This window comes from Paenibacillus sp. RU5M, assembly GCF_900221055.1.
In the GTDB taxonomy this organism is placed as follows: Bacteria; Bacillota; Bacilli; order Paenibacillales; family Paenibacillaceae; genus Paenibacillus; species Paenibacillus marchantiae.
In genome coordinates this window covers 105,670-124,588 of sequence record NZ_OBQM01000005.1, presented here as the reverse complement: position 1 = coordinate 124,588, position 18,919 = coordinate 105,670, and the positions used below count along the sequence as shown (strand labels likewise).

Genomic DNA, 18,919 nt, shown 5'->3' with positions numbered 1-18,919 from the left:
CATGTTTTATTCAATCGTTAAACCGTTTATCCGTTCAGAGATGGTTCTTTTTTTATAGTACATGCCGATAGTCACCAGAACCACCATCTCGGATAGTGGAACGGCAAGCCATACGCCAGTGACACCGAAGAATGAAGGGAGGATCACAATCAATGCAACCATAATAATCATCTCGCGTGCAGCTGTAATCCAGATGGCCATTTTGGCATTTCCGACAGATTGAAAGTACGTGCTCATGACAAAGTTAATACCCATGAACAAGTATGCAAAAGTAAATATTCGCAAACCGTACACGGCGTTATCCGTCACGCTGGCACTGAAGTTCCCGAAGATTTGCACAAAATAAGGTGCGCCCAGTTGTACAACGAGTAACAGCAGGACCCCACATGCCAGAGCCGTTCTGGAGGCTAAACGAATGGTCTGTTTTTCCCGATCCATCTGTTTGGCTCCGTGATAATAACTGACCAAAGGTTGGGCAGCGGAGGCTAGACCGAGAAATGCGAGCAGTACAACACCATGAATATAGTTCAAGACTGTAAAAGATGCCACGCCATCCGTGCCCGCAATCCGATCCAGTGAGATGTTGTGAGAGATGGAGAAGACGGACATGCCTAGTTCAGCAAGGAAGCTTGGAAACCCAATGAGTACAATAGAAGCCAGCAGTTTGGTATTCCATTTGAAGCGAGTGAATTTGAGATTATTATTTTTCCTGAAAAAGTGAGTCAGCAACACAAGAAGCGCCAGAGATGCCGATACAATTGTACCAATCGCGACGCCGCGAACGCCCCATTCCAGTACGTATAACGTTATATAGTTAAGCACAATATTAGCTACCGCAAATGTAATCTGAGCATACATGGATGTATTGGGATTGCCGTCGTTACGAACAAAAATAGTAAGTGCATTCTCAATGGTGAAGACAAAACCGAACAACAGCATAATATTCATATAGTCCGCAGCAAACGGGAATGTTTCAGTATTGGCACCAAGGGCCAAAACAAGCTTATCTCTGAAAGTATATGCCGTATATCCGATAACCATTGTAATCAGCAAAATAATCGTAATGGATTTGGTGAAGATTTGTTTCGCTGTCGTGGGGTCCTTCTTACCCATATAGGTGGAATACAAGGTTGCCCCGCCCATTCCGATCCATAGCGACATAGCTACAAAAAGCGTATAGACAGGAGATGCAATCCCGATTCCCGCCAACGCTGTAGAACCCAGTTTGTGTCCAACCATAATGCCGTCGATAATAAAATTAAAAGCGATAACGAGCATCCCTAATATGGAAGGCACGAGGTAGCTTACAAATGCCTTACCTACAGATTGCCTTTCTAATGGATGCGTCCAATTTGTGTTCATGATGACCTCCGTTAGTATACTGAATGTTCGTTCTATATTATATTATACTGAACGTTCGTTCTGTATAATAACATGCCGAGAATTTGGTTGGCAACTTTTCCAAAAGATGATCGTTTATATGGTAGAGTTAATAGAGCATCTTTTATGACACGGGAGGGAATCTCTTTATGAAGCAAAACAAATATGATGAAGCTGAGTTTTTCGGCAATTACAGTCAGATGGCTCGATCTACCCAAGGGTTGGAGGCTGCTGGCGAATGGCATGAACTGCAAACGATGCTGCCTGAATTAAAGGGCAAGAACGTATTGGATCTGGGGTGCGGCTTTGGTTGGCACTGTCGATATGCACGTGAGCAACACGCTAGTTCTGTGGTTGGCGTGGATTTGTCTGAAAATATGTTGCAACGTGCACGCGAGATGACGGATGATCCTCAGATCGAGTACCAGCGTATGGCGATTGAGGATATTGATTTTGCACCCGGACAATTTGATGTGGTGATCAGCTCACTGGCTTTGCATTATATCGAGCGTCTGGATCAGGTATACGCCAAAATCAATGCATGTCTGGTTCAAGGAGGTACATTTGTCTTATCTGCGGAACATCCCATCTTCACGGCGCGGGCGGAGCAGGACTGGCATTATGGAGCTCAGGGTGAAATACTGCATTGGCCTGTGGATCATTATCAAGAGGAAGGGCAGCGGGTAGCGAACTTTCTGAATCAGGACGTGGTGAAATATCATCGGACGATGGCGACTCATCTGAATGAATTGATTCAGGCTGGTTTTGTCATTCAACAGGTAGCCGAGTCCAAGCCATCTCCTGAGATGATGGAGCAGGTTCCCGGTATGCGAGACGAGAATCGTCGGCCGATGTTTCTGATGATTGCCGCGGTTAAGGCTTGAGCAGCAGCTTCGGCATCAAAATGAAGTTTATGGGTTTTATACTCGATAGACCAGCGCGTTCAGTACATCTGGACTTTGCTGGTTTATTTTATTTTGTAGGAGAGGGAGAAGAAGTAAACCGTTTGGGAACCAAATCCGAATGGACGTAGTCTTATTAAGTGAGGTGAATATCAGTTGGACTATCAATATCTGGCACACGCTCAGACGATCGACAATTACACACTTAGCAGCATGATGGATGAGTACGGGAACGACGTATGGAACTACGCGTACTTTCTGACCAAAAGTACCGAGCAGGCGGATGAATTGTCACAGGAAGTGTTTATCCGGGCATATTCCGGGATCGCCCATTTTCGAGGAGAATGCTCATTGAAGACATGGCTGCTGACCATCACTAGGAACACGACATTTACATACCGGAAATCCAGATTTTTTCGCAGCAGTTTATGGGGAGAGACACTGCCAATCCCCACGGAACAGGTGAATACGAGCATGGGTGAGATGAAGCCTGAAAAATGGGTTCACCCCTCTGCCGAAGCCGAGGCGATCAGCAGGGAGCACATTCACGAAATCTGGGACATCATCATGGCTCTGCCGGACAAATTCCGGGAATTGCTTTTGCTGCATCTGAAGTATGAGCTTAAGACGAGTGAAATTGCGGAAATGCTGGGCATCAGCGCGGGAACGGTCAAATCGCGACTGTCCAGAGCGAAGGCCAAAGTACGGAAACAGTGGGAGGAGCGAAGTGAATGAAACATATGGATGACGAATGGGAAAAAGTAGTCAAACAGGAGCCGTTTGCGGCGTCTCCTTTTACCGAGGAGCATAAACAGAACGTACTTCGTCAGGTAGCCTGGCTCAAATCGGGATCTGCACAGAAAATGAGTGATGTTGGGGATAAGTCCGCCGAGCAAAACACCCTGCCCAATCAACACAGACGCCGTCTTCGCTCCCGCAGAGCTGTTATGGCGTGCACGACGATTGCAGCCGTGGCAGCGGCGGTCATTCTCTGGAACGGACAGATTGTGGAGCCTGTAATTGAAAAAGTATATCCCACAGCAGCGCTGCAATATACCGATGATGCCGGCATGAGCCTGCTCACTGACAAGATGAAAAAGAATGTAGCCGTCACGATGCGAGACTATCTTGGCAAACAATTACGTATAACCAAAGTGCAGGACCTGCCTGTCTCTGGAAGAGTCTCCGTCGAGGCTGGAAAAGAAGGCGATGCAGAATATGCGTTGATCTGGCTTGATGCGGCAACAGGCAATCTACGTGAGGTACAGATGAGACGGGAGATGGCAGCTAATGAGCTGGAGCATCGTTATTTGCGTCAAGTACCGTCACTGCTTGAAGGCATAAACAGTGACCCTACGCTAAAACCGATCTCAGCCAGACGTTATGTGAAAATGAAGCAGGGTCAGGAAAAACCGGTATGGTTCACTACATTGTTTTTGGAGAATAGTAGGGGCAGTGGTAGTATCGAATGGACAAGGGATGAAGCAGTATCCGTTTCTGGTAGTGTGAGTTCAGATACTGTATCACAAGATTTAATAACAGAAGCCAGAATGTCGATTGAAGCCTTGTCTGGTAAGCCCGTACCTGATTTGAAAGATATAATATTTAAACAAAATGACAAGAAGCTTGAAGATACAACGGACCTATATTTTGGAGATCGGTACTTAGTAAGAGAAATTGGTGGGAGATTTAGTAATGAATACACTGTAATGGATTTCCAGAGGGGGATTCCAGAGTTTGAAACTGAGGAAGAGTATGGGCTTTACTTTGAGAAGTTACGTAACATGAAGGAAAGTGTAATCAGGCAGAATGCAGCACCAATAATCAAACAGATGTTCAATATCGATCTTGATAAATATAAACTAAAAAGAGACCCTAACACGCTTGGAATGGTCACATTCAGTTCAGCAGAGACAAAGATCTACAATACTTTTAAGGTTCGATATGAAGACGATGCACGGATCACAATGATTACAAGAATTGACCTCTAGGCCTGACACATATGGTACAATTAAATTAATATATGGATGGAGCATAAGGAGCATAACGATGAAATATTTGGTGAGTTCATGTCTTGCTGGCGTAGCCTGCCGTTACAACGGAACAGCGAGTCTGGATGCAAAGATTCAGGAGCTTGTGGAGCAGGAACAGGCAAAGATGGTCTGCCCGGAGCTGCTTGGAGGGTTTTCTACCCCGCGGGAGCCAGCTGAAATTATCGGCGGTACGGGTAAGGATGTGCTGGCAGGTACAGCCAAGGTGATTGAGAAGAGTGGCAATGACGTCACGGATCTGTACATTAAAGGAGCCTATCAGACACTTGAATGGGCGCAAAAACTGGATGTCACCTGTGTGGTGCTTAAAGAATTCAGTCCTTCCTGCGGTACACAGATGATCTACGATGGCAACTTTGCCAACCACAAAGTCGTGGGCGAAGGGGTTACTTCTGCTTTGCTGCGGCAAGAGGGATTTACGGTTATCTCGGAAAATGAGTTCATGGAACAGTTGTAATTGTCGTAATCACAATAATCTCTGATACGAATTACAGGTAAGTCGCCTTGGGGAGCAGCAGATCCATGGCGACTTGTTTTTTTGTTACAACAGGGCATGCACTTGATTATCGAAAAAACCTTGTTAGAAATAATAGTTACTTTTATATACTAAGAAACATTATTGTGCGTACTTTTATATTTTGATTATAAACTCTAAAATAATACTCAGGTATTCAAGTTCAGACCATAAACAGGAACATAAACAAGAAAAGGATGTGCAGATCATATGGAAGCCTCGGCAAAAGCCATTTCGAAAGAAAACATCTTGAACGCTTACTATTTTCGGCATGCAACCAAACAGTTTGATGCTTCACGTATCATTTCGGCTGAAGATTTTGAGTTTATTCTAGAAACGGGACGGTTGTCGCCAAGCTCGATTGGTTTGGAACCATGGAAATTTCTGATTGTGCAGAACCCGGACTTCCGTAAGCGTCTGTCCGAAGTTTCTTCCGGGGCTCAGAAACAATTAGCGAAGGCAAGCCATTTTATTGTCATTCTGGCGCGGTCTGAGGCGAGTTATAACTCGCCTTACGCGGAATATATGCTGAAAGAAATCAAGGGCATGCCGGATGACGTATTTGAGCTGACCCGTGAAGCTTATGGCAAATTTCAAAAGAACCAACGAATGCTTGAGAACCCGCGTACTTTATTTGACTGGGCGTCCAAACAGACCTACATCGCTCTCGGTAATATGATGACTGCGGCAGCGCTGATTGGTATCGATTCCTGCCCAATAGAAGGGTTTAGATATGAAGACGTACATCGTATTCTGGAAGAGGAAGGTTTGCTTGAGGATGGACAATGGGATGTTTCCGTCATGGCAGCCTTCGGTTATCGGGCGGAAGATCCGCCACGCGAGAAATCCCGTCAGCCTTTGGATAAAATCACGCAGTGGATTGATTAAGCTTATCAGTCCATGCTGGAACAAGTAAAAGAAACGGTCAGCACCAAGTTCTAAACGTATACACATGTATTTATTGGCAGGCCGGTTCGTTCGTTGAATCGGTCTGTTTGGTTTGCAAAATGAAAGAAAGGCGGTATAATCTTACCCATGGAACCTATACTCATATTCAAAGCATTATCCAACGAGACACGTCGACAGATTCTGTTGTGGCTCAAAAACCCGGAGCAACACTTTCCACCGCTGGAGTTATCCCAGCATCCGGATGCAGGAAAGAGCGGCATATGTGTTGGAACGATTCAGGTGAAGGCCGGACTGGCTCAATCCGTCATATCCAGCTATCTGCTGACCATGCTCAAAGCCGGGTTGCTGATCTCCGAGCGTAGGGGACAGTGGACGTATTATCGCCGCAACGAAGAAACCATTCGTCAATTTGCCGAGTACGTACAGCACGAGCTATAAGCCGGACGCCGAGACGGAAGCAAGAATGCAGGTGCAGGCGGGTATTCCGTCCGGATGTAAACGGCTAGAGGAGCAGCTCTGTGACATCATTTTTTTGCGCTTTTACATCTATATATCTGGATATACAAAAATAAAAATATGAACAAAGAGGAGAACTTTCTATTATGTCTACCGAAAACACAGCTTCATCCCATAAAAAACTTATTAACGACGTTAAATTGTCCATACTGGATTTGGCTCCTGTCGTAGTAGGTGCCACACCTGCGGATGCGCTTCGCAACAGTCTGGATCTTGCTCAGCACGCCGAGCGTTGGGGATATCACCGTTACTGGGTAGCGGAACACCACAACATGCCGGGCATCGCTTCTTCCGCGACCTCGGTTGTCATTGGTTACCTTGCAGGTGGAACGAAGACCATTCGTCTCGGATCAGGCGGAATCATGCTGCCTAACCATGCGCCGCTCGTCATTGCCGAACAGTTTGGCACGTTAGAGTCACTGTATCCAGGCCGTATTGACCTTGGGCTGGGCCGTGCACCGGGAAGTGACCGACGTACGTCTCTTGCTTTGCGTAAAGACCTGAACAGTGGTGAAGATTTCCCCGAATTGCTGGCTGAACTTAGAGCATACTTCGATGCTTCTGCTACATCGTATCACGCGCCTGTTCGCGCTGTACCCGGTGAAGGGTTGAATATCCCGATTTACCTGCTCGGCTCCAGTGATTTCAGTGCTCGTCTCGCCGGACAGCTGGGATTGCCGTTTGCTTTTGCCAGCCACTTCTCACCGGATTACACCCGGATTGCACTTGAAACGTATCGGAGCAGCTTCCAACCATCCGATTACTTGAAGGAACCCCATGTTATTGTGGGTGTAAATGCTGTCGTGGCGGATACCGACGAAGAAGCAGCATGGCTTGGCACAACGATGCAGCAGCAGTTCTTGAATATTATTCGTGGCACAACCGGATTGGTGCAGCCACCAGCCGATATGGAAGGCAAATGGACAGATCGTGAGAAAGCTGGTGTAGAGCAGACGCTAAAAGCAGCTGTGAACGGTTCTCCAGAGACCGTGCGTGGTCAACTGGAATCATTTATTGCTCAGACCCAGGCGGATGAGCTGATTATTACGTCGATGATCTATGATCATCAGGCACGCCTGCACTCGTATGAGCTGATCGCTCAACTGGCGGGAAAAGCATAAACAAAAGCATAAACTCAACAGCGGACGTGAACAAAAGGCTCGCATGCCGCTGACATATTAACGGTTTGTCTCTTCGGAGGCGAGCCGTTTTTTGGTAGGGAAATTATTCAAAGGAGTTGTATGGGGCAGAAGGTTCTTTTTAGGGTAAAATGAACTTACCGGTCTAATTTGAAACGGTTAAACAGCGCCATACGTATAAACTCAATGTGTTATACATATGTTGGCTTGTACAAGCAACTTTATGCGCAGTCAAGAAACATGCAGGTTTACAGCTTATGCTTTTGATAAAGGATACATAAGAGAGGAAGACACGCCTATGGAGCAACCCGAGCAACCCCGCATTTGGCCGGATCGGTTTAAGCGATTTTTTTTGAATAATAAGTTTGTCCTTTTTCTGTTAATTCTGCTGCTGGTAGGACTGAACGTGATGGTTCTTACCAAAGTATCCTTTGTTTTGCACCCGCTCGCGGTGCTGATCAAGACGATTGTGCTGCCGATTATTCTGTCGGGTATTCTCTATTACCTGCTGAATCCGATTGTGGATGTTATGGAAAAGTGGAAAATCAAACGTGGCTGGTCCATTCTGATCTTATATCTGGCTATCGGGGGCATCCTGACAGTCGTGGTACTGGCTGTCATTCCGGTCGTACGTAACCAGATTACGAGTCTGATTGAAAATTTTCCAACGTACAGTGAGACGGTCAAACAGCAGTTTGAGCAGCTTACGGGCAGCAAGCTGTTCGGTCAGTTCCAGGAGACAGTCAATTTGAATTCTCAGGACTGGTGGGGCACGATTTCCCAGAAAGCCACTGACATTCTGAACTCAACCTGGAACAAATTGGGCGGATTCCTCGGAGCGTTCACCGAGACGGTGCTGTCCATTGTAACGGTTCCGTTTATCCTGTTCTATCTGCTGAAAGACGGCAAGAAGCTTCCATCGAAAATTCTGTCTTTCCTGCCAATCAAGAGTCGTACAGGTGCAATGCATGTGCTGGAAGATATCAATCACCAGATCAGTTCGTTCATTCGTGGACAGATTATCGTTAGCTTCTGCATTGGTATTCTGCTATACATCGGTTATATGATTATTGGTCTGGACTATGCGCTGATTCTTGCGATTATCGCATCGTTTACGAGTGTTGTACCGTACCTGGGACCTGCAATTGCGATTACGCCTGCGCTGATCGTGGCTCTGGTCACTTCTCCCGTGATGCTGCTGAAGATGGTAGCGGTGTGGACGATCGTGCAATTAATTGAGGGTAAATTCATCTCACCTCAGATTATGGGCAAAACGCTCAAAATTCACCCCATCACGATTATCTTTGTCATTCTGACTTCAGGTAATCTGTTCGGTGTAGTGGGCATTCTGCTGGCTGTTCCGGGATACGCAGTGCTGAAAGTATGTGTGTCGCATATCTTCAACTGGTTCAAGGAACGATCCGGCCTGTATGATCCGAAGAATAACAATCTACTGTAACCGAAGTGGGCAAGCCCGTAGCTAGAGCATGATAAACTTCTTTTTCTGGCAAAACGGTGCCCTAATTCAACAGAACCCCCGTCCATCGGCTAACAGCCGAGAGGCGGGGGTTCTGTTGTGTGAACAGGCTGGCTGATGCCTAGCCATGTTTAATATGCTGAAGCGTCTGCAGGAAAATCTGCTCAATGTGTGTATCATCCAGAGAATAATACACGGTCTTGCCTTCTTTGCGCCGCTTGACAATCCGCATGTTGCGGAGTGATCGCAGCTGGTGCGAAATGGCCGACTGTCCCATATCGAGCAGCACCGTCAGATCATGAACACATAATTCCTTCTGCAACAGTGCATCAATAATACGAAGCCGTGTCGGGTCACTGAAAGCCTTGAACCAATCAGCCATCTCGGAAGAGGTATCGCGATCCATGAGAGAAGCACGAATGGTCTGCACGTCAGCCTCTGTTCCAGAGCAGGCCGCGTCGCATTCGGCTGGAGCTTTAACCGGTTGTTCCATTTCCTATCACCACCTATATTAACTCAACCTTTGATTTGATCAAATGTTCTTCGATAAGCCTATTATATCCAAAAAACGTCTAAAGCGAAATGATTACTATTAGCATATTCTGTATGAAAAATCAAACGGAATTGTTGACACTCATGTTTAAGCGTGCATATAATAGGGTTAACAAAACATATGAATGATTGCTCATATATTGATTTTAACGTAAAAATTACGAATAATAATATTGATTTACGTACTGCAAAGGGGAGAGTTCACATGGGAACCGGACAGGAACAGGTGAAAAGGGAACTGCTGCTGGATGGATTGGATTGCGCGAACTGCGCATTGAAGATTGAGAATGGCGTCAAAAAAATTAAAGGCATTTCCGATTGCTCGGTCAATTTTGTGACCAAAACCTTATCCATGCACACCACATCCGATATGGATGAGCAGGTGGTGGAAGAAGCGAAGCGCAAAGTACTTCGGCTGGAGCCGCATATTCGTATTTCGGAAAAAGGTAAATCATCACAAGGCAGTCGTGGTTCTGCTGATTCAATAAACCAAGCTAACGGCAATGTGCACGCACATGCAGGTAGCGGAGCTCACACGCATGAGCATACTCCGAGTAGGCACGATCATGCTGGTCACTCCCATGACCATGACCACGGTCATCATCACGGAGCCCAAGATCACACGCATGATCATGGAAGTCATGCCGGACATGATCACGGTCATGCGGACGGTCACGATCATGACGATGCGCATGCCGGACACTCACATGAACATGGCGCTGGGCAGACGAAGGTGCTGCTTGCACGCCTGGCGGCAGGCTCCATTTTGGTAGCAGCCGCGATCTGGTCTCCGCTGGAAGGCTGGGCGCAGCTTGCACTCTATGTTGTCGCTTATCTGATCGCAGGGGGAGATATCGTTCTCCAGGCGTTCAAAAATATTATTCGCGGTCAGGTATTCGATGAATACTTCCTGATGTCCGTGGCTACCATCGGTGCTTTTGCCATTGGTCAATACCCCGAAGGTGTTGCGGTTATGCTCTTTTATCAGCTCGGTGAGCTGTTTCAGGGGCTGGCGGTTAATCGGTCAAGGAAGTCGATCCAGTCGCTTATGGATATTCGCCCGGACTATGCGAATATGCTGATTGGCTCGGGAGAAGAGACCAAGCGAGTGTCGCCGGAAGAAGTACGTATTGGAGATCGCATTTTGGTTAAAGCGGGTGAGCGAGTACCTCTGGACGGGATTGTTAAGGCAGGTCGTTCCATGGTGGACACTTCCGCTCTGACAGGTGAGTCAGTTCCGCGTGAACTGGAACCCGGTAGTGATGTACTGAGTGGTTTCGTGAACAAAAACGGAATGTTAACTATCGAAGTAACAAAAACTTTTGGTGAATCCACGGTATCCAAAATTTTGGACCTAGTGCAGAATGCGAGTAGCCGCAAAGCCAAAACGGAACATTTTATTAGCAAATTCGCCCGTTATTACACGCCGGTTGTTGTCATTCTCGCCGCGTTGATTGCGCTCGTTCCACCATTGGTGCTCAGTGGTGCGACATTTGCCGATTGGATCTATCGTGCACTGGTCTTCCTCGTGATCTCTTGTCCGTGTGCGCTGGTCGTTTCCATTCCGCTTGGTTTTTTCGGCGGTATCGGAGCTGCCTCGCGTAACGGTATTCTCATCAAAGGAAGTAACTACCTTGAAGCCTTGAACGATGTCAAAGTCGTTGTTTTCGATAAAACGGGTACACTAACTAAAGGTGTTTTCAAAGTAACAGCTATTCGCCCTGAAGGTGGGCGTAACGAAGATGAATTGATGGAGCTTGCTGCAATTGCCGAGGCTCATTCCAATCATCCGATTGCTGAATCCATTCGCGCAGCTTGGGCAAAAGATATCCGGACCCAAGGTGTGGATGATTACGATGAGGTTGCAGGGCATGGCATCAAGGTCAGTGTGGATGGACGTGAAGTGCTTGCTGGTAACGCCAAATTGATGGAACAGGCAGGTATCTCCTACACGACTCCACAAACCGTAGGCACAGTGGTGCACGTTGCCGAATCGGGTTCGTATGTCGGTCACCTGATCATTGCCGATGAGGTTAAGGATGATGCAGCGGCAGCCATTCAGGCACTCAAGAAGCTCGGTATTCGCAAAACAGTGATGCTGACAGGGGATGCCAAGGCTGTTGGTGAAGCTGTAGGGCGTGAGCTGGGTGTCGATGAAGTATACGCTGAGCTGCTGCCACAGCATAAAGTCGAACAGCTGGAGCGTCTCGAAGCTGCCAAATCGTCGAAAGAGAAAATGGTGTTTGTCGGGGATGGCATTAACGATACACCGGTTCTGGCACGTGCCGATGTAGGTGTAGCAATGGGGGGACTCGGTTCGGATGCCGCGATTGAGGCGGCAGACGTTGTCATCATGACGGATGAACCATCCAGACTGGCAAGTGCGATCCGAATTGCAAAACGGACACGAACCATTGTTTGGCAAAATATCGGTTTTGCGTTGGGTGTCAAAGCGATCTTCCTGCTGCTGGGTGTGTTCGGAATTGCCACCATGTGGGAAGCGGTATTCTCTGATGTAGGGGTGACCGTACTGGCTGTCCTGAACGCCATGCGTGTACTGCGCGTGAAGGACATCTAAGTTTTACGAAACGATCCGGACGGCTCTTCGTATATACGTAGAGCCGTTTTTTTGTTTTAATATCTGTGGTGTATTTTTAATGGAGTTAGGGGAGAACATTGTGGCAGGAGCAGTAGTTGGGATTATATGCGGAGTGTGCTATTTCATTCTGGGATTAATGGTGTACAAAAAGCCGCCGAAAAGGATTAATGGCGTTTATGGTTATCGTACTCCGCGAGCAATGAGTCATCCTGAGTTATGGGAAGAAGCGCAACGTTATAGCGCCAATCTGATGATGCAGTTTGGTGTGATTATTACGGTATTCGGCATAATCGGTTTTTGGCTTACGGATGTACGAGCTTTGGTTCTAAGTCTTGTGGCTATAGGATTCTATACATTCAGGCTGTTTACCAGAGTCGAAGGCCGTTTGAAGCAAATGCAGCGTGTCCAGCAACAGGAACAGAAGGAGCAAGGCGCTTAGAGGCACAATGTGAAATCGCACCTGAACGAAGATCCGCGCGAGCGGATCTTTTTTGCATCTTATAGAGGCGAAGGATAACAGAGGTCTGCTTTTAACAACGTGTTGTAAAAATTACCACTGCAATAATTTATTCTTGTTTGAGACATACTACATATTCAAGTCCAAAATCTAACGTTGACGTTAACGTTAATAATATATATAATTATGTACATAACATTATAGACATATTGAAGTGAGGTGAAGGAAATGAGTTTATATAAAATCGATGACGTAGCCAAGGAATGTGGTTTGACCAAGCGTACCATTCGGTATTACGAAGAGATCGGTGTTATGCCTTCACCTCAGCGGACGGACGGTGGCACACGATTATACACCCGGGAAGATATCGATTATCTCAAAAAGGTGGTTCGGGCGAAGGAAGTTCTTGGTTTCTCGCTTCAGGAGCTACATACCTATGTGGCAACGGCGGATGCGCTGAACGAACAGCGTTTTGACTACCAACAGACCACTGAGGTGAGAGAACGGATCGAGAAGCTCACCAAGATGGAAACGACGTTGGATGACCAGCTGCAACTGATCGAGCAGAAACTTCAGAGTATTCACGCCGTTCAGGAGGAACTTGAGGAATTACGTGAACGGGTTCAGAACGGCATTCGACGATTAGAAGGGCACGAGAATGAGACATAATTAGTATTTCACGATAAGCACCGGGAGATCCGGTGTCATTTGTGCCGTTTTCTTTCCTATATTTCTGAAAAAAAATGAGCATTTCATTGTTTTTCACAATTTATTTCACAACATAAATCATGAACCAGGAGGAATTACGTATGAAAAGAGAACCCTCATTACCTGATGAATTGCCGTCATCCCGTGGAGGTCTGTTATCCCAGCCCAGAGCAGTATGGGCAGTAGCCTTCGCCTGTATTATCTCCTTTATGGGTCTGGGATTGGTTGACCCGATTCTGCCTGCGATTGCCGATCACCTGCATGCATCCAAAAGCCAAGTATCTTTATTGTTTACAAGTTATAACGCGGTTACCGGGGTAGCCATGCTGATTACAGGTGTTGTATCCAGCCGGATTGGTGTGAAGTGGACACTGCTCAGCGGGATTTTGCTGATCATTGTTTTCTCTTTCCTCGGAGGAACCTCTGACACTGTAGGTGCGCTCGTCGGTTACCGTGGTGGTTGGGGACTAGGGAATGCCCTGTTCATCGCAACTGCATTATCCGCTATTGTAGGACTGTCCACTTCGGGGACAGCCAAAGCGATTATTTTATACGAAGCAGCGCTTGGTCTGGGGATTGCCGTTGGTCCATTGCTCGGTGGTGAACTGGGTTCCATCTCATGGCGTGGCCCGTTCTATGGTGTAGCTGTTCTGATGGCGATTGCTTTTATCAGTATTACGTTTATGCTGCCTAAGATGGCCAAACCGAAAACGCGTAGTTCCTTGTCCGATCCGTTCAAAGCTCTGGGTTATCCTTCACTGAAAACATTGGCGATCACAGCCTTCCTGTATAACTTTGGTTTCTTTACCTTGATGGCTTATTCACCTTATGTCATGAATCTGGATGAACACGGACTTGGTTATGTATTCTTCGGTTGGGGTCTGATGCTGGCGATCACGTCTGTCTTTGTCGCACCAAGACTGCAACGTCGATTCGGATCCGTTCCTTCCATGAGCGTTATGCTGACCCTGTTCGCCATTGATCTGCTGGTAATGGCGGTGGGTACGGTAATGGGATCATCCACAACGGTTATTGTGGCCGTTATCGTTGCCGGGATTTTCCTCGGGATCAACAACACGTTAATTACAACGGCAGTTATGGAAGCTGCCCCAGTGGAACGTTCTGTGGCCTCGGCTGCATACAGCTTTGTCCGGTTCCTTGGAGGTGCGCTGGCACCTTGGCTTGCTGGTAAATTGTCCGAGTGGTTCCTACCGGAGACACCGTTTTATTTTGGCGCATTGATGGTTCTGATCGGGGTCGTTGTGCTTCTGGTACGCCGCAGACATCTGCGCGATATCGATGCTGCCATTACGCATTAATGAACAGGAGGAATGGAAAATGCTGAAACGAATATTGGTTGCTGTCGATGGGTCGGATCATGCACACAAGGCTTTGGAGCAAGCCGTTGTTCTGGCAGAAAGTATGAAACAACCGGCTTCCTTGATGATCGTGCACGTTAATCCTTCGATCTCGCTGAATGAGCCCGCACTGGGTGTGGATCTGGAAGCACGGATCGCAGAAGAAGGACAGCATATTATACAACCTGTTAATGAATTGTTAGCTGCGCGTTCTGTTCATTATGAAACGTTGCTGATAGCTGGTGATCCCGTGAATGAGATCTGCCGTGTAGCGAAGGATAGAGACTGTGATCTCATTGTGATGGGGACGGCGGGGAAAAGCATGCTCGCTGAGATCGTCGTGGGCAGTGTCAGCCACGGAGTTTTGAAACATGCAGCATGTCCCGTAATGACTGTGAAATAGTGGTATGACTTTCTTGTGTTGATGATGCTAAAGTGGTGTATAAATAGGTATGGGAAAACGCTGCGTTAAACATGAATGGAGGATACAACTATGAAAAAACAACATCTGTTCATCGGGGGCAAGCCCACCGAATCAGTAGACTATATAGCACTTCAGGCACCATACTCGAAAGAAACACTGGCAGACGTATCCTCGGCGACAGCTGAGGAAGTGGAAGCGGCGATTGCCGCCGCAGTTCAGGCGGGCAAAGAGATGCGCAGAATGCCTGCCCATCAGCGTGCAGACATCCTTTACAAGCTGTCCACCCTGCTGGAAGAACGGAAGGAAGAAGCAGCACGGATCATTGCGCTGGAGGCAGCAAAGCCGATTACTGCGGCACTCGCCGAGGTTGACCGTACGGTGGAAACGTATCGTTTCGCCGCAGAAGAAGCCAAGCGGCTCACCGGAGAGACGGTTCCCATGGACGCAGCCAAAGGCGGTGAAGGACGCGTAGGCTACACGATGCGGCAGCCTTTGGGTGTTATTGGAGCCATTACGCCGTTTAATTTTCCGATGAACCTGGTGGCTCACAAAGTAGGACCGGCACTGGCAGCAGGCAATACGATTGTGTTGAAACCTGCGGAGCAGACACCGCTGTCCTCGTATTATATTGCCAATTTGCTTCAGGAAGCGGGATTACCGGATGGCGCATTGAATGTAGTGAGCGGTGACGGTAAAACGATTGGTGATGTGCTTGTAGAGCATCCTGACGTGGCCCATATTACGTTTACAGGCAGCCCGGCTGTAGGCACCAGCATTCGCAGTAAAGCCGGACTGAAACGCGTCACATTGGAGCTAGGGTCCAATGCAGCCGTCATTATAGACGCGGATGCCAATTTGGACAAGGTGGTACCGAGATGTGTGACCGGAGCTTTTACTTACCAAGGTCAGGTATGTATCTCGCTACAGCGGATATATGTGCACAGCGCTATCGCGGATGAGTTCATTCGTCGTTTTGCTGAAGCGGCCCAAAAAGTCGTGGTTGGAGACCCGTTGAATCCAGATACCGTTGTGTCTGCGCTCATCACATCCAAAGATGTACAGCGTACGCTGGATTGGATCGATGAAGCGAAGCAGGCAGGCGCTGAGGTGGCAACAGGCGGCGAAGCCGAGGGCGGCGTATTGCGTCCAACCGTGCTTGTTAACGTTCCGCGGGATGCCAAGGTGTCTTGTCAGGAGGTCTTTGCCCCGATCGTTGTCATTAATACGGTGGATTCGGTTGAAGAAGGCATCGAGCAAGTGAATGATTCCATCTACGGGCTTCAGGCGGGTGTGTTTACCAATGATATTCATACTGCATTGCATGCAGCGGACCACATCGAAGCAGGCGGCGTGATGATTAACGATATTCCCACTTTCCGTGTGGATCATATGCCTTATGGTGGTGTGAAGCAGAGCGGGATGGGACGTGAAGGTGTTAAATATGCTGTAGAGGAAATGACGGAATTGAAGTTTGTCATGTTTAACAAGAATTAAATATCCACTCCTAGGACGAGCGGAATTCGAGATAAAATAGAACAAGATGATCCTGTACCCGAGTTAGGGGTGCGGGATTTTTTTCTTTTCTACATTCAGCCCTTACCGTAAAAAAATACATAGCCTTTCTTTATTAACCCCGGGTTCACATCTGATGAGAAGGGTATAAATACTTATCATACCGCAAATGTACCAATTAGATGCCGTTCATATCACCGAAGCATTGTGTATCCATCCAGAGAAATGAACGGATTACTGGGGTACAGAATTGTTGGAAGTTTTATAATATCTCACTTAAATTTAAATAAAATGCAGTATGAACAAGCCTGAACCTAGGAGTTACAGGCCAGACAGGAGGTGTATTCAAATGGCATATTCCATGGTTGATGTATCCGGGATGTCCGGTGTAAGTCTGAGTGAATTGGGACAGTATGCGGAGACAGGTCTGCTGAATCCAGCCTTCGTTGGTCAAGACGAGGATATCTACTATGAGAAGCCGGAGCTGCTGAGACTACAGCAGATTCTGTTCTGTAAAGAAGTAGGCATGGAGGAGGAAGAGATCGGCCCCATGCTCAGGGATACTCCCCGTGACATGATCCGTATTATGCAGCAGCATCGGCTCGAGATGCTGGAGAAGGCACTTCATCTGCACGGAATGATTCAAACACTGGATAAAACCATCTCCTACTTACGTGGAGAGCAGGAACTGGATGAGTACGAACTGTACGCTGGGTTTTCCAACAAGGGGCGTCACCAGCTTCTAAATGAACCGACCTCTGACCAAGCGTCAAAAAATGACTATTCTGAACGGATGCAGACAGAGGACAGTCAGAAGTACAACGCCAATTCACCGGAGCAATCCACAATGCCTGATGGGCAGGAGATGAAGTCGAAGGAAGATTTTCTCGATTCACAGGCGAAGATTGACCGGATTCACTTGGACTTGCAGGGCGCTATTGAGGATGGGTTAGAACCCGGCAGCTCGGAAGTACAGCAGATTATTGGAAGACACCTGGATTGGATCAAGGATTATTACACCCCAACAGCAGAGATTTACCGGGATTTGGCCAATCTGTACGTCGAGCACAAAAATTTTCGTCAGATGTATGATGGCTACCACCCCAAGCTGGCCGAGTTTTTGCGAGATGGGATGATGATTAAAGCGGAACAGGATTTATCCTAGATGCATAAAGTATCTTGGGCGAGCAGAACATGGGTGTGAAGAAAAATAACTAACAAAGAGCGCAGATCCTCTAGGAGGATGGCGCTCTTTGTTATTGCATATCATCGTAAGGTCGATAAACCCTCCATCGGCTTAAGATGGTATTTCAGGCAGTTAGGATAATTCCAGCTGCTCTGTAATTAGGCTTACCGCCTTTTCCAGGAAGACGCGGTCTTCATCGTCAAAACGGTTTTTGATCGGGCTGTCGATGTCGAGCACCCCGTACAATTCGCCGTTTTTGATAATGGGTACAACGATTTCACTGTTCGATGCGGCATCACAGGCGATATGGCCTGGAAAGGCATGAACATCTTCAACGACCATTGTACGCCGTTCCGCAGCAGAAGTGCCGCATACACCGCGTCCAAGTGGAATACGGATGCAAGCAGGCAGTCCCTGGAATGGACCGAGTACAAGTTCTTTTCCATCATACAGATAGAATCCGACCCAATTGGTGTCGGTCATAAATACATTGAGCAACGCCGCAGCGTTTGCCAGATTGGCAATAGCGCTAGGTTCATCGCGGATCAGAGCACTTAACTGTCCCAGGACGGCGGTTTGCTGCTCGCTTCGTGTTCCTTCATAAGAAACAGCTTGAAACATGATGAATCACCCTCCCGAGCAAAAATGGTACTTATTTTCAAGATAGTGCAGAGCCTGCGGTTAGTCAAGCGGAGGATTTCGGAAAGGGCAGGTCAGGCATGAATATTCCTCCTGTTTCTCATCTTCCTGGGTGGGGTAAATACTTAGCAACCACGGCGGGCTACAACCCGGGAAGGAGCTTGGCTTATGCATGCAGAGGTACAGAATCTTTTTGTACGAATTCATCTTCTATATTTAGCTCAAAATCAGGATTTAACTGTTAGCGACGCATTGCCTCTATTGGAAGAACGGGGGTATCGCGTTGGAGAACGGGAGATCAAGCAGGAACTTGAGCATCTGACACAGGAAAACTTCCTGACCGCCCATGGAGATCAATGGAGCCTTACCGGGACTGGCATTGAGGAGTTTAAGGAAATCATAGCCGTGTTCGGCCGGGTTAGTGAGGAATTGCTGGGGACGGGCAAGAAGACGTCTACAGCCTGAAATTAAATTTGGATAAGGTATCCCGAAATAGGATGCAAACTTGAGTTGATCCATACGTACAACAAGACCGGGAGCGGAAGTGGCCCGGTTTTTTGACGTGATAATGATGACTGAACAGTTGCCATTCGGTG

At 47.4% G+C, this 18,919-nt stretch carries 19 protein-coding genes; 16 read left to right on the top strand and 3 right to left on the bottom strand.

All coding sequences use genetic code 11. The features are described 5' to 3' along the window. Positions 1-6: 6 nt before the first annotated feature. Positions 7-1,362, bottom strand: coding sequence for an MATE family efflux transporter (locus CRO25_RS16665; protein ID WP_079695758.1), 1,356 nt, complete (start codon positions 1,360-1,362; stop codon positions 7-9). 167 nt (positions 1,363-1,529) lie between these two features. On the opposite strand from CRO25_RS16665, the gene CRO25_RS16660 reads away from it, so the two are divergent. The 8 genes from CRO25_RS16660 to CRO25_RS16625 all read left to right on the top strand — a co-directional run bounded on the left by CRO25_RS16660 (position 1,530) and on the right by CRO25_RS16625 (position 8,870). Beyond that, positions 1,530-2,264: a bifunctional 2-polyprenyl-6-hydroxyphenol methylase/3-demethylubiquinol 3-O-methyltransferase UbiG gene (locus CRO25_RS16660; protein ID WP_063567795.1), complete on the top strand. Its 735-nt coding sequence runs from the start codon at positions 1,530-1,532 to the stop codon at positions 2,262-2,264. 174 nt (positions 2,265-2,438) lie between these two features. Next, complete coding sequence (locus CRO25_RS16655; RefSeq protein WP_079695757.1) at positions 2,439-3,017, top strand: RNA polymerase sigma factor; 579 nt, start codon at positions 2,439-2,441, stop codon at positions 3,015-3,017. Continuing rightward, entirely contained in the window at positions 3,014-4,273 is a 1,260-nt protein-coding gene (locus tag CRO25_RS16650) for a hypothetical protein (RefSeq protein WP_079695756.1), read from the top strand. Before CRO25_RS16655 ends, CRO25_RS16650 begins: the two co-directional genes overlap by 4 nt. A 58-nt stretch (positions 4,274-4,331) precedes the next feature. Continuing rightward, entirely contained in the window at positions 4,332-4,790 is a 459-nt protein-coding gene (locus tag CRO25_RS16645) for a DUF523 domain-containing protein (protein WP_063567797.1), read from the top strand. A 267-nt stretch (positions 4,791-5,057) separates the two neighbouring features. Then, positions 5,058-5,735, top strand: coding sequence for an NAD(P)H-dependent oxidoreductase (locus CRO25_RS16640; protein ID WP_072734868.1), 678 nt, complete (start codon positions 5,058-5,060; stop codon positions 5,733-5,735). A 147-nt stretch (positions 5,736-5,882) separates the two neighbouring features. Beyond that, positions 5,883-6,194: a helix-turn-helix transcriptional regulator gene (locus CRO25_RS16635; RefSeq protein WP_063567799.1), complete on the top strand. Its 312-nt coding sequence runs from the start codon at positions 5,883-5,885 to the stop codon at positions 6,192-6,194. Between the two features lie 164 nt (positions 6,195-6,358). Further along, positions 6,359-7,393 carry an LLM class flavin-dependent oxidoreductase gene (locus tag CRO25_RS16630; RefSeq protein ID WP_063567800.1) on the top strand — a complete coding sequence of 345 codons (1,035 nt, stop codon included), beginning with the start codon at positions 6,359-6,361 and terminating at the stop codon, positions 7,391-7,393. Positions 7,394-7,709: 316 nt separating this feature from the next. Beyond that, complete coding sequence (locus tag CRO25_RS16625; protein WP_063567801.1) at positions 7,710-8,870, top strand: AI-2E family transporter; 1,161 nt, start codon at positions 7,710-7,712, stop codon at positions 8,868-8,870. Between the two features lie 139 nt (positions 8,871-9,009). On the opposite strand, the gene CRO25_RS16620 is transcribed toward CRO25_RS16625, so the two are convergent. Continuing rightward, the gene (locus tag CRO25_RS16620; RefSeq protein ID WP_072734867.1) at positions 9,010-9,381 is read right to left on the bottom strand and encodes a metalloregulator ArsR/SmtB family transcription factor; all 372 of its coding nucleotides are present in this window, start codon (positions 9,379-9,381) and stop codon (positions 9,010-9,012) included. Between the two features lie 264 nt (positions 9,382-9,645). Between CRO25_RS16620 and CRO25_RS16615 the strand changes: the two genes are divergently transcribed. From CRO25_RS16615 to CRO25_RS16585, 7 genes are all read left to right on the top strand, one after another. Then, on the top strand, positions 9,646-12,018 hold the full coding sequence (locus CRO25_RS16615; RefSeq protein ID WP_072734866.1) for a heavy metal translocating P-type ATPase: 2,373 nt from the start codon (positions 9,646-9,648) through the stop codon (positions 12,016-12,018). 100 nt (positions 12,019-12,118) lie between these two features. Further along, positions 12,119-12,478, top strand: a complete 360-nt coding sequence (locus CRO25_RS16610) for an SdpI family protein (RefSeq protein ID WP_161490650.1) — start codon at positions 12,119-12,121, stop codon at positions 12,476-12,478. A gap of 246 nt (positions 12,479-12,724) precedes the next feature. After that, the gene (locus tag CRO25_RS16605; RefSeq protein WP_063567805.1) at positions 12,725-13,165 is read left to right on the top strand and encodes a MerR family transcriptional regulator; all 441 of its coding nucleotides are present in this window, start codon (positions 12,725-12,727) and stop codon (positions 13,163-13,165) included. A 140-nt stretch (positions 13,166-13,305) separates the two neighbouring features. Then, positions 13,306-14,523: an MFS transporter gene (locus tag CRO25_RS16600; protein WP_079695755.1), complete on the top strand. Its 1,218-nt coding sequence runs from the start codon at positions 13,306-13,308 to the stop codon at positions 14,521-14,523. 19 nt (positions 14,524-14,542) lie between these two features. Further along, positions 14,543-14,965, top strand: a complete 423-nt coding sequence (locus tag CRO25_RS16595) for a universal stress protein (RefSeq protein WP_072734864.1) — start codon at positions 14,543-14,545, stop codon at positions 14,963-14,965. 90 nt (positions 14,966-15,055) lie between these two features. Then, entirely contained in the window at positions 15,056-16,480 is a 1,425-nt protein-coding gene (locus tag CRO25_RS16590; protein ID WP_090810322.1) for an aldehyde dehydrogenase family protein, read from the top strand. A 367-nt stretch (positions 16,481-16,847) separates the two neighbouring features. Next, positions 16,848-17,663 (top strand): TipAS antibiotic-recognition domain-containing protein, encoded by an 816-nt coding sequence (locus CRO25_RS16585; RefSeq protein WP_063567809.1) that lies wholly within the window; start codon positions 16,848-16,850, stop codon positions 17,661-17,663. A 153-nt stretch (positions 17,664-17,816) separates the two neighbouring features. Here the strand turns inward: CRO25_RS16585 and CRO25_RS16580 are convergent, their stop codons facing one another. Continuing rightward, a complete protein-coding gene (locus tag CRO25_RS16580) occupies positions 17,817-18,305 on the bottom strand; it encodes a GAF domain-containing protein (protein ID WP_063567810.1) in 489 nt (162 codons plus the stop codon). Between the two features lie 186 nt (positions 18,306-18,491). On the opposite strand from CRO25_RS16580, the gene CRO25_RS16575 reads away from it, so the two are divergent. Then, positions 18,492-18,788, top strand: coding sequence for a hypothetical protein (locus CRO25_RS16575; protein WP_063567811.1), 297 nt, complete (start codon positions 18,492-18,494; stop codon positions 18,786-18,788). The last annotated feature ends 131 nt before the right edge of the window (positions 18,789-18,919 follow it).